This window comes from Candidatus Nitrosocosmicus agrestis (assembly GCF_008389435.1).
In the GTDB taxonomy this organism is placed as follows: domain Archaea; phylum Thermoproteota; class Nitrososphaeria; order Nitrososphaerales; family Nitrososphaeraceae; genus Nitrosocosmicus; species Nitrosocosmicus agrestis.
The window spans coordinates 1-11755 of record NZ_VUYS01000036.1; the positions used below are offsets into that span (position 1 = coordinate 1).

An 11755-nucleotide genomic window follows, 5' to 3' on the forward strand; every position below is an offset into this window, starting at 1 on the left:
TGTAAAGGTGCTTGTTTAATTTCATTTATTATTAATGCGTTGGACATACCCTGCTATTACGTAGTGATGTATATCTTGAGGTTGTTTACAAATCTGCAATTTGATAAATATAGTTACAAACGGTTACGCATGAACATAAGAGGGAATAAGCAAATACTTAAAACAATCTGGTTTGAAAGCTGAAAGCGGCATACTATTTTATCAGAACTTTGTCTTGATTAAATACTATCTTATTCATCACAGCGTCAAAGATTTATACAATTTATAAGGAAGAAAGGTTGCATTAGTGAAAATGAAAAACTGTATCTGATAACTAAATATGAGAAAACCATATTCACTTCTGGTTACGATCTGATGAACAATGGCTACTACATTTCCAAAATTGGCCGAACTAACTGACAATACTTAAGTCTTTTTTTAATCAACGAAAAAGAGAAAGAATAGAATAAATACTGCATTTGTATCGATAGTAAATCAATAATAATTAAGAATATGGTTAATTAGTAACTATATATTTCTCATTGTTGTCAATTTATCGGAATATCTATTTACCTATCAGAGGTATATCAACACCATATTGGTATTAATGTTACCAAATCATCCTGTCTATACATCAAAACTGTAATTAAAAAAAATGGACAATTTTTTTTCCCTGACTCTTTCAGGTCCAGATTATTATTTGTAGATGATATAAATTCGATGTATAATTCATATCAGGAACTTCTGTATCCTGCTGCTTTTTAACCTCCCACTTAGTGGTTTCTTTTTTATGAGTGTATTTATTTATTGATGTTACTGTTACATAGTTATTAACTATAGTTAGTGAGATTGAGCCCAACAAGCCCTCCTCTAATACCATTATATTCACCTTAACTGTGTTTTAAATAGAAAATATTCTTGTGATGGTGGTAGAGGTTGGCTTTCTTTAGGATGTATAATGAAATTCATCCATGGCAATGATTAAATTCCATAAGTAGAAGAATTCCAATTAGTTCCGATGACAATCCTTAATCAATAAGTTTCTAAATATAAGAAATTTAGTCTCTAAATACTTTGATATCCTTTATTTTCTATGAACGAATATCAGAATTTTAGAACTGCTGATATTGTAGCTGAAGCACTAATTGATTGGGGTGTCAAGGTTATATTCGGATTACCTGGTGATGGGATCAATGGCTTTATCGAAGCACTAAGACAAAGACAAGATAAAATAAAGTTTGTTTTGGTAAGACATGAGGAATCTGCCGCATTTATGGCAAGTGCTTATGCCAAATATACAAAGAAAATTGGGGTATGTGTCGCAACATCTGGACCTGGTGCTATACATCTTTTAAACGGGTTGTATGATGCCAAACTTGATAGCACACCAGTATTGGCTATCACAGGTACCACTTATTCTGATCTTATAGGTTCAAACTATCAACAAGATGTCAATCTTTTACAACTATTTTCTGACGTCGCGGAATATAATAACATGATAAATTCACCCGAACATGCCGAAATGGCTGTAGATATAGCTTGTAGGAACGCTTTAGCTCGTAGAGGAGTGAGTCATTTAACCATTCCCATAGATGTTCAAGAACAAAAACTAAAAGGCAAATATTCATCTCATAAGGTGAAAGGTCATACATCAGATATCTTCAATCATGAAGTCATTCCGAGTCATCAACTGCTGAGTAAAGCCGCTGACATTTTAAATGAAGGGGAGAAAATCGTAATATTGGTAGGTCAAGGTGCATTAGATGCAGGTAATGAGGTTATCTCAATATGCGAACGATTGAATGCCCCTGTGGTGAAAGCCCTATTAGGTAAAGCAGTAATCTCCGACTACAGCCCATATAGCCTTGGTGGTATTGGAATGTTAGGGACAACTCCTGCAAGTGATGCTATGAACGAGGCTGATACGCTACTAATGATTGGAACCTCTTTCCCATATATTGATTACCTTCCCAAACCAGGACAAGCTAAAGGAATCCAAATTGATATTGTACCAGAGAGAATCGGATTGCGTTATCCTGTAGATATAGGACTTATTGGTGATGCAAAACAAACACTGAAGGCTCTGATCCCTATGTTAAGAATCAGACAGAAAGAGGATAACAAATTTTTGTATTCAAAACAAAAAGCGATGAAAGAATGGGAGAGCCTATTAAAAGAACAAGGCAGCCGTACTGACAAACCTATTAAACCCCAAGTTATTGCGACGGCTTTATCAAATGAATTAGATGATGATGCAATAGTTTCAGTTGATAGTGGTACAAACACCATTTGGGCTGCTAGGTTTATCTTGTTACATGATAAGATGAAATTTTCCTTATCAGGTACATTGGCTACTATGGGATGCGGTTTACCTTATGCAATAGCAGCTAAAATTGCATACCCAGAAAGACAATCGGTGGCTTTTGTTGGGGATGGAGGATTCACCATGTTAATGGGAGAATTTGCAACAGCTGTCCAATATGATCTACCAATTAAGGTCATAATAATAAAAAATAACACACTTGGAATGATAAGATGGGAACAAATGGCTTTTTTGGGAAATCCAGAATATGCTATAGAATTCACACCCATAGATTTTGCAAAGTTTGCTGATTCATGTGGTGGAAAAGGATACACCATTACAGAACCGAGTGATACAGGTCAGATTATTCATCAAGCAATGAAAGAGAAAAAGCCTACTATTATTGAAGCATATGTAGATCCATTTGATCCTCCTATGCCTCCAAAGGTGGAGGCAGAGTTTGTAAAAAATATTGCTGAATCATTTGCTAGAGGACAACCTTATGCTTCAAGGATTGGTTTAACTATTTATCGAAATCAGGTCCATGAAATACTAAAGAGTCTACACCATCATGATTTATTAGAAAAACACAATCATAAAAATACCACAATAAAAAATAACAATGATTAATAAGAATCTATTAATATCCTCTGTGGTAATCCGGTTCTAATAAATCAATCTGAAACTGAACTATGAAATACAATTTATTAATAGAATAATCAATCACAGAATAATTAGTTGTTTTCAAATGAAATCAATACACGACATCATGCCCACTACCAGGCCGTGCTTTAATTATAAAATCATTTGAAGCGACTCTTTTACTACTCAAAAAGGTATTCAACAATTAATTCAAATTAATATAACTTAAGATTATAGTGCCAACGAATATTGATATAGAATTTTCTACAATGCAACCGCAAATATAAGTTATAATCAAACATTTTTCGTATATATATCAGGTATTGAAATCTAGCTGAGGTCAGTCACAGATATTAGAAATTTATAATGTCCCCATCTGAGTTGAGTAGGATTTATAAGATGACAATACTGACAATTCCTCTTCAGAATATGGTTATTTAATAGAGTAGAGGTTCAATGTCATTCCAGTTGAGAACCACTTGTTACTAAATTCAGATATATGTTAGCTGTCTCTAAAATATATTTTTAGATATTTGGAAATTAGTACTTTTCCATCAATCTTGACAAGTTAATTAACGTTCGTCTGAAAGTTTGTTGGTCCACTTCTCTGCAGAGTAGCTTTAATATAGGACAACCAATCATATTGTAAAAATTTAGTATAACACATAAAATTCCTTCTTAACTCAAATAACTGTTTTTAACTCCTCAATTCAAATATCCTGTTAAGTTTTAAGAGTCCAGAATTCTTTAAGAAGAAATTCATTTTATAGTAAAGCTAAAATATAGATATTATACCAATTTTGACAACTCATCTGGAACTGTTTGAAATCAAAAAAGGGATGTCAAAATTAAAATGCTAATTCATTACTTTTCTGTTATAAAAGATCGTATACTATGGAAAATTATGATTATACTTTTCTGTCTTTATACTCTTTAAAGTTAAATTCAGCTATACCCTTGAAATAGTATAATTTTCAAATCAACTTGTTCAAGTTCATGTTGTAGCATTTTCCAATTGTAATACCTCCTGGAGAGAATATATCACTTCTCCTCATAAAATCATGGTTCTCAATCCAATCTACGAGCCATAGTAATAATAATTATAACTATTATTATTAAATTTAACAATACAATGGTTTTGTGATTATTTGGTTCTATATGATTATAAGACGAAAATGGCATTCTTAATCAAAGAAAAAAATCAAATGATACTTACTATATTACTAGTTAATATTGTTTGTTAAATAAGCAATACTGATATGGGATTAATCGATGGAATAATCATCCTGATAATAGGAATAATTTTGTATGCGATAGCTAATATGTTACCCCCCGTAGCTACGAAAATAGCTAGGATCCTGGGTATTGTATTGGCGGTCATTGGTGTAATTTTGATAGTACTGGGAGCATTAGGCATAGCCTTCTGACAAATTTTGGTGCTCAAGTAACAGTCTAAAAAGACATCGTTAAGACACAAAATTTTTTCCAATGACTAAATAAATCGAAGCAATCTAAATTATCTACAAATTTTAGTTAAATAGTATTCTAATATTGATAGCTGTATGTTTGCTTTGTGAGTCAAAAGTTATCTACATCCCATAGTAATTAAAATGGCATTTTGAACATTGAATTTTTTTAGGTTTATTGTAACCAAATGGCTGAAGAATAGTACAATTAAACATCTCACAATCTTGACACAATACTTTACAACCAAATTTGTCTTTAGTGCGCGTATTTTTCTTCAATGTCCTTATCATTAGATATCTTTTTTCATCATCCAAAGCCTCCTCCAAATATCTCAGGCTATTTTCGTCATACTTTGAAACAATAATATCAGAATCAACTTGTGGTGGTTCAAGTATCTTGCTCAACATTTTAATATCAATCAAGATATACTTGAGTTTTGCCGTAAATTAATAGATTAACAAATTAAGTAGGAAAAGAAATTTTGATCTTTTTTCCTGCAGGTACTTTGGACAACGGTCCTCGCACGGTGGAAATAAAAAGGATTTTATAATATCGCCAAATTAATGAGTTTGAAGCTCCGGTGGTGTAGTAGCTCCAAAAAGCTGCACAGTCCGGTCAAGCATTGCGGCCTTTCGAGTCGCAGATCCCGGGTTCAAATCCCGGCCGGAGCATCGATGATTAAACAAGATAATTCTTATAAAAATAAGCAAGTTTTTGAATATAAATTTGATAAATCACCTTCACAGTCAGAAGAATCCAAATCAAATCCTAAAGAATGCAGTTTCGAATCCGAAATTGGAGATTATAAGGACCAAAACAACTTCTTACCGAATTCAGTAAGATGGCCAACATCAAAAGTCTCAAGGATTGATTCGAGCAAAGAAACCTTCTGGAATGACTTTAGAATATACATGGTCAACGAAAGCCAAAGAAAGCACAGTGTAAGAAACAAGATTGGATACGCAAAATGATACTATGAAATACTAGAAACTAGGGATGCGCGTATTCTTTGGAATCTATCTCAGGGGTCTAAGGTACATACAATGAGAGCATTGGCTTCATTATCAAAATTCTTAGGTAGATATGATGAATGGTTAGAAATTGTAAAGAGATATCAGCTAAAGTGGTCCAAACCAGACAAGTCAGTAAATGTTTTTAAATCTATCGTAGATAGTCAAAACCAAAGTAAAGATATAGAATCCATACTTAAATGGATAAAAAAAGTATCGGCAATCTTTTACGGAACCATCAGATTTAATTTCACAGCAGTCTGCTCCATTCGAAATAATTGTCAGTCCAGGAGATGTAAAAAATATAAGCGAAATTAAGAGTTATAAACTATATTTAACTGCTTTAAGTGATCAGGCTCAGTACTCATCAGTATCAGAATTAACAGCGATGCGTAATCAAAGTATTCCTTCTACAGATAACAAAGTATATGTAATTCCTGAAAATGGGAGCCAACTTCTGAAAGAAAAAGAATTTTCCATGACTACTACATTAAGCGAAAATAAAGGATTAGGAAATTTTAGTACTACTTATCCTGTAGAAAGTTTTGAATTTATGATTGGTCCTAAAAGTACTATTTGTCCTGAAAATAATTGTGAATTTGAAATAGAAGACGGAAGTTTATGGTCATTTAATGCAGGCGAATATACCTTTGGTGGAGTAATGAAGATTAGTACTCAGGATGAAGACGGAAAAAAATCCAAGTTTATGGACGTCGATGCTGACTTAAAAGTTGGGGAAATTCTTGAGAAAAATGGCATCAAAACCGAAAAGTTAGGAGGTTATCTTGATTTATGGACCTCTATCAGCTACAGAATAATAAATAGTTCCTTAATAACTGATGAAGACAAATTATCATTAAGTCTGAAAGGATCCGAAGTAAAGTAATAATTATTACATCTTTTCCAATTTTGCTAGAATATCAGAGTATTAGAGTATTGCAACTAGTTAGCAAAATCAATATAATTATTTTTACAGTAGAATGATATGAGAACAACAACTCTCACAGAAAAAAACAAGAATAAAAGAATACTGCTTGCGGCTTCAGTAGCGCTGGTGGTTACAATGGCATTCTTTATGGGTCCTCTGGTACCCATAAGTAACGCTGAGGAACTGACTGTATTCAAACTGAAGCATGCAAATTGTCCTGACGGATGGATAAAATTACCGAGTAATCTTAACCCACAGCTTGGAGACTGTATGGCCAACACTTTAAGAGCAAATTAGTGGCCTCTATCGATCCAGCAGATAATCTTTTATTTTTTTACGAATTGAAAACCAAGGTTTCGTTTCTTGTAGTTCTGGATGATTTAATGAATATGATGGTCTAAAAATGGGTCTTGCAGGTACGACGTAGACTGAGATGCAAGACCCATTTGAAACTATGGATTTGAATATGAATGACTAAATATATTTAAAAATACCATATCCCCTTAGGCTGTAGGTACCACAGTGACAATCTGAATAGGGACGAACTAATTCTGAGTTGAATTCAATTAGTGGTCGAATTTTGGAGCCAATCAAAATACCCTCTACACATTTCCAGATTAATTCCTAATGGATTAGTCAGTAACACATAAAATCTGTAAAATCCACCTTGTCTATTGTTGCCAAATAGCGAGGGTGTTGTTAGATCCGAGCGATGATAATCCGATTTAGAGTTTAATTTTTAAGAACAAAATTATAAAATAATTTATCTTAATACTATACTACTAGCATATTTCAAAAAGAAATAGCAGTAACAACTATCCAAACTATATTATTTCAAATTTCACTTGTATATTTCGACTAAAATGAGTACTAAAACAAATAAAATCGAAATATTTGCAGTGATGTTCATTGCAGCAGCTCTCATAGGTTCAGTAGTAACCTTTGGTGATAACATGGCATTTGCAACCAAAAAACACAATGATGCCGAACAAGAGATAGAACAAGATCAAGACAGCGAGCAAAACGCACAATGTGTTTCTGGAGAATTTACCTTAGCTTCATGCAACAATGTAGGAATTCAATTACAAGAACAACTCGGTAACTTGGCATTAGGCCAACGATAAACCATCCTTTTTTTGCAATTTTTTATTGGTATTTTCTCCAGACAATGATTTAGTTAGACTTTTGTGTACTACAACATGCTTTTTAGGTAATCCAGTTAACCAGTTCGATTTTACTTCTCTCCAAGTCAAAGGTTAAGTTTTTACGATATTAGAAGAAAAAAACAAAGTCTATCAAAATAGAATTTTTCAAATTCACGGATAGAGAATTAAATCGGAAATCATCACTATATAAGAGAATTCTTGATCAAGCTAATCATAATTACTTGAAAGCGAAGTGCAATCCCAAGTATTGAAAATGTTCATATGTTAATATCTTGCACTTAGCAGTTTTTGAATCGTTAAAGACTCAACTAGTTATATTGATTCTGAGTTTATGTGGAAAGCAACTTAAAAAGGAAGCTCGATCCCATAGAAACTAATTCTATGAATTCTTTCTGAAACAAAAAATGAGTATAGTTCTTTGATATCCATTTAATGGATGAACATGTTGTCCCTAGTGATCAGAATTAGAACTCTCCGAATCGTTTGAATTTTCCTCATCTGAAGATTCGCTAGCAGATTCTGGATCATCTGACTGAATAGCTTTTTTATCTGCATCATTTTGTTCCACAATCGATTGCGTATTCATTGATTCTGTACTACCAGGTCTTTCTGTCTTTGCATTTCCGTCATCTGTACCCTGTATAGAATTTGCTGTTATGGATGATAATGGCGATGCTTGCAGCGATGCATCACCAATCTCATCGTTATTTAATAAAGGTGATTTTGTCATTGTGGTGTCAACTACTGGCGGTGATGGTGGGGGACAAGGAACAAAAATTATGCGATCATCCATTGTATGAATTGAACAATCCGGTGGTGGTATTTTAGAATCCCCGCCACCGCCACCTTTTTGCTCAGCCAGTGCTATTTGAGTGTTACTCAATATTAGCACACTTACAAGTATTGTTGCGGCAATGATCACTGATGCAGTAAAAATCACTTTATTCGTACTTGAGCTATTTCTAAACAGGCAATTTCATATAATTGACAAATACTTAATGATTACTGTAAAGATATCAGAATCTTGTAAATTTCTATACGGTTTTAGGGATTAAGCGTTCTCTAAGTCATTTTTGAGATTTGACCTTTCCGAAACCATTAAGGATTTCAAATTATTACCATATAATCCTTTTATGTCTATTATCCAAGTAAATTTATGCCATTACTGTCGAGAGCAGAAGTTCAATTTCTACAAGGTCAGGAAGTAATCTCAAAGTCATATGAATACAAGCTAAAGTCAATTATCAAAAAGAAACTAGTAACTCTTGTGGATAAAGAATTACCTTTGCTAAGTTCTCTACTTAGGGATTTGAACCATACCAAATTTAGTAAGATAGAAGGCCTTTCGAGTCGCAGATCCCGGGTTCAAATCCCGGCCGGAGCATCCTGTTATTTACTTCTAGAGCCCATTTGGACTTGTTTTAGTGATCTCTGATTTTTGAGGATCTCGGAACAGTTATCTATTTCCTATATACAGTTTTTTATCAAAAGGTATACCACAGTTTAAACATAAATAACTAATTTGAGTTCCAAAACTTCCAGTCCTAAAATAAGTAGAGTTCAATGCCTGATAACATTCACTTACATTCTATCAAGTGTATGTATATTATTAGATAAACTGTCCTTAAAGATTATTGATATACCAGATATTGCAAGGCCGCAATTAACTTTAATATTTTTAGATCAATTATCTTTGCCTGTTTGATTCAACAAATTGAAAATTAGTTCAGCAAGTGGTGGAATATTATGACAAGAAAAGATCAAGTCATTAATACCTTCAGCCATTTAATTATAATCTGATATTAAATATTCATTGAAATTTGTTTATTAGATTGATTGTCGTCGTATTTACTGTGATAGTTTAATGTTGGTAAAGGTAAACAGCATAAACAAGCAAGAGCATAAAGCAACAGTCACTTTGCTGGATGTGGATGATCTTGGATCAGTCATCCCCATCAAAGATCTGAGGTTAAGAATACTGCCCAATGATGAGTCGCTTCTACAAAGTTTAAAGTCTTCTTCCCACGCTATCATATTTACCGAAGGGTTTAACGACGAGGATGATTCGACCATAATCTCCGTCATGAACTTAACTGATGACGAACTAAACCATGAAAAGGAGAACATGATCAAAGCTGCAAATGATTTCAACCCTCCTAGTCCAGAGTAGTTTTTCTTAGCACTATTATTAACAATAAAATTTTCGCCATGACCTGACGTATTCGTATTTCCTTCCATCCTACTCTTTTTTCTGATTAACAATAATGGATGATGAAATGTCTTTATCTAGAGATATTGTAAGCCGCTGGTGATACCAGTCAAGTACTTTGATCATTCAATGAAGATGACGTTCATGTACCACAAGATTTGATATAAAAACCTCTGTGAAATAAACACTATTGTATTTTTTAAATAACTGTAAGAATTTTCATAATCAACTATTACTTTTTTTGAATATTTATCCTGTAATTTGATACTAGCAAATTTTTTCATGTAAATGTAAAGCAATACCCATAAATCATTTACGCACTACTAATACGATGTATAAATTCTCTAATAGGAATAAAGTAATCATTTCTTCTCTTATAGTCCTTAGCTTTCTTTCCGTAGCCCTGACTACAATTAGCTTCTCAAACGCGTTTTTAGGATTCAATCCCTATCCAGGTCATGATCAATCCATCCGTAGTTCACAAAGTAATCTACAAGGTTCGCATTGCTATTCTCCAAATGCAAGCATAGTTAATTCTTGTAACTCTGGAGATATTTCCCCGGAAGACAATCTAGGCCATAACTTGATCTGGTAATTACCTTATTTTATATATAAAGTATTGTAGAATAAAATCCTTAACTACAAACTCATATTGTTCCTGTATAAGAATTTTTAATTATTATGCCAAATTAATTTTTACTGGTTGTATAAATTCTCAAACTTGGTAAATATGCATTCAACAAATTCATCCAAACACAGTTTTTAATATCCCCATGTAAAAGATTGTTCATAAAACTTCAAAGATGAATACACATTCCATGATGTGAGACTAAAGGTTATTTTCGACGTTTCTACAGGGAGAGATATTCTAGCAGCAAAATTAAGTGGATCTATTCTAATCTTGGAGCTATCGGCCGATCCAATACATTACTGAGAAGACAATGAATTAGGAAAGTTGTTTTCAAAATTAAGTTTTCTTTTTTAAGTTTATAAGAATTTGACGTAATTAAGAGATCTGAAACCGTGAGTTAGCTTCCTCAAATAGCACTAACTGCGCTAGGAATCTAGGTCAAAAGTGAAGGTATTAAAAATTTTGGCATGATTTATAATCCAGGATCATTTCTTTGACAAATAGTATGTTTGTATTTCTCTCATATCTAAGTACGATTCAATGATAAGATCGGCTTTAACTATTTTAGATGTTATATAACTTAGGTAATATAAAAACCATCTAAATTCGAAAAGGACAGTATAGTTTGCAAGGTAAATTAATTATTAAAATTGAGAGAACCCAAAATATTGTCTTCGAAATATTTATAGTTATTAATAAAACCACTGTTGCCATCTTCACCAGTTGCGTTTAACTTGATAATATAGGTCATATTATTTTTGACCGAGGTCAATATACTGTTGCCCTTCAATAAGTCACTACCCCCAATCAATCCTGCAATACTAATAAAGTTTTTTATTTCACCTCCAGGGCCGGTCGTATTGAAAGAACCATCTTCATGTATTATTCTTTCATAATTATTTTTGAGACTTGTCAGAGTTAGATTATACATTTCTTTTGTAATTGGCATAGAGTCTGGAAGACATGTACCTCCAACAGTCATACTAATCGAATCTGGATCAGAAATATCTTTTGCAATCCCTATTTCAAATGCGCTGCCACCAGATTGTGAAATTTTGTCAGTAGTATAAGGATGTTTGATCGTGATCTGACAATTGGAATCATAAAATGTTTCCCACGTAGGTAAGGCACGAGAAAAAGGCAAAGTTGAAAAGTTATTAAGGAAAAAAATGACGGCCATTATAAAAAAACTCACACATATCATTGTTCGATGATTAAACAAAATTCTAGAAGTTAAAATAATTACATTATATATTAAAACTTATCGTATTTTAAACGAAGGAAGGGAATATTCGGCTCTGTTCAGTTAACGCGTTTTAACTCCTTGTTATGATAATCGACAAAGAGATTTAACCAGTTGCTTACATGCTTTAACTTACAATTCTTCATTCTACACGGAAAGTAGTCATCAAAGCATTCGG

The 11755-nt window shown here is 32.9% G+C and carries 14 protein-coding genes and 1 tRNA gene; 11 read left to right on the plus strand and 4 right to left on the minus strand.

Annotated elements, in window-relative coordinates; all coding sequences use genetic code 11:
• Positions 1–661: 661 nt before the first annotated feature.
• A complete protein-coding gene (locus F1Z66_RS14960) occupies positions 662–859 on the minus strand; it encodes a hypothetical protein (protein WP_149864433.1) in 198 nt (65 codons plus the stop codon).
• Positions 860–1072: 213 nt separating this feature from the next.
• Here F1Z66_RS14960 and F1Z66_RS14965 point away from each other — a divergent pair, with 213 nt between their 5' ends.
• Together F1Z66_RS14965 and F1Z66_RS15720 are read left to right on the plus strand one after the other, a co-directional pair.
• Positions 1073–2911, plus strand: a complete 1839-nt coding sequence (locus tag F1Z66_RS14965) for a thiamine pyrophosphate-dependent enzyme (protein ID WP_149864434.1) — start codon at positions 1073–1075, stop codon at positions 2909–2911.
• A 1271-nt stretch (positions 2912–4182) separates the two neighbouring features.
• A complete protein-coding gene (locus tag F1Z66_RS15720; RefSeq protein ID WP_154670578.1) occupies positions 4183–4350 on the plus strand; it encodes a hypothetical protein in 168 nt (55 codons plus the stop codon).
• A gap of 162 nt (positions 4351–4512) precedes the next feature.
• On the opposite strand, the gene F1Z66_RS14970 is transcribed toward F1Z66_RS15720, so the two are convergent.
• Entirely contained in the window at positions 4513–4797 is a 285-nt protein-coding gene (locus F1Z66_RS14970) for a hypothetical protein (RefSeq protein ID WP_149864435.1), read from the minus strand.
• 167 nt (positions 4798–4964) lie between these two features.
• Here F1Z66_RS14970 and F1Z66_RS14975 point away from each other — a divergent pair.
• The 6 genes from F1Z66_RS14975 (at position 4965) to F1Z66_RS15000 (ending at position 7452) form a co-directional block, all read left to right on the plus strand.
• A tRNA-Glu gene (locus F1Z66_RS14975) sits at positions 4965–5061 on the plus strand.
• A 3-nt stretch (positions 5062–5064) separates the two neighbouring features.
• Positions 5065–5361, plus strand: a complete 297-nt coding sequence (locus tag F1Z66_RS14980; RefSeq protein ID WP_149864436.1) for a hypothetical protein — start codon at positions 5065–5067, stop codon at positions 5359–5361.
• 72 nt (positions 5362–5433) lie between these two features.
• On the plus strand, positions 5434–5718 hold the full coding sequence (locus F1Z66_RS14985) for a hypothetical protein (RefSeq protein WP_149864437.1): 285 nt from the start codon (positions 5434–5436) through the stop codon (positions 5716–5718).
• Positions 5719–5788: 70 nt separating this feature from the next.
• Positions 5789–6286, plus strand: coding sequence for a hypothetical protein (locus tag F1Z66_RS14990; protein ID WP_149864438.1), 498 nt, complete (start codon positions 5789–5791; stop codon positions 6284–6286).
• Between the two features lie 99 nt (positions 6287–6385).
• Positions 6386–6625, plus strand: a complete 240-nt coding sequence (locus F1Z66_RS14995; protein ID WP_149864439.1) for a hypothetical protein — start codon at positions 6386–6388, stop codon at positions 6623–6625.
• Positions 6626–7191: 566 nt separating this feature from the next.
• Positions 7192–7452 (plus strand): hypothetical protein, encoded by a 261-nt coding sequence (locus F1Z66_RS15000; RefSeq protein WP_149864440.1) that lies wholly within the window; start codon positions 7192–7194, stop codon positions 7450–7452.
• A gap of 493 nt (positions 7453–7945) precedes the next feature.
• On the opposite strand, the gene F1Z66_RS15005 is transcribed toward F1Z66_RS15000, so the two are convergent.
• Positions 7946–8377: a hypothetical protein gene (locus F1Z66_RS15005; RefSeq protein WP_149864441.1), complete on the minus strand. Its 432-nt coding sequence runs from the start codon at positions 8375–8377 to the stop codon at positions 7946–7948.
• Positions 8378–8650: 273 nt separating this feature from the next.
• Here F1Z66_RS15005 and F1Z66_RS15010 point away from each other — a divergent pair, with 273 nt between their 5' ends.
• The 3 genes from F1Z66_RS15010 (at position 8651) to F1Z66_RS15020 (ending at position 10298) form a co-directional block, all read left to right on the plus strand.
• Positions 8651–8929 (plus strand): hypothetical protein, encoded by a 279-nt coding sequence (locus F1Z66_RS15010; RefSeq protein ID WP_149864442.1) that lies wholly within the window; start codon positions 8651–8653, stop codon positions 8927–8929.
• A 429-nt stretch (positions 8930–9358) separates the two neighbouring features.
• Entirely contained in the window at positions 9359–9664 is a 306-nt protein-coding gene (locus F1Z66_RS15015; RefSeq protein WP_149864443.1) for a hypothetical protein, read from the plus strand.
• A gap of 370 nt (positions 9665–10034) precedes the next feature.
• Complete coding sequence (locus tag F1Z66_RS15020; protein WP_149864444.1) at positions 10035–10298, plus strand: hypothetical protein; 264 nt, start codon at positions 10035–10037, stop codon at positions 10296–10298.
• Positions 10299–10971: 673 nt separating this feature from the next.
• Here the strand turns inward: F1Z66_RS15020 and F1Z66_RS15025 are convergent.
• Positions 10972–11514 carry a hypothetical protein gene (locus F1Z66_RS15025; RefSeq protein ID WP_149864445.1) on the minus strand — a complete coding sequence of 181 codons (543 nt, stop codon included), beginning with the start codon at positions 11512–11514 and terminating at the stop codon, positions 10972–10974.
• Between the last annotated feature and the right edge of the window lie 241 nt (positions 11515–11755).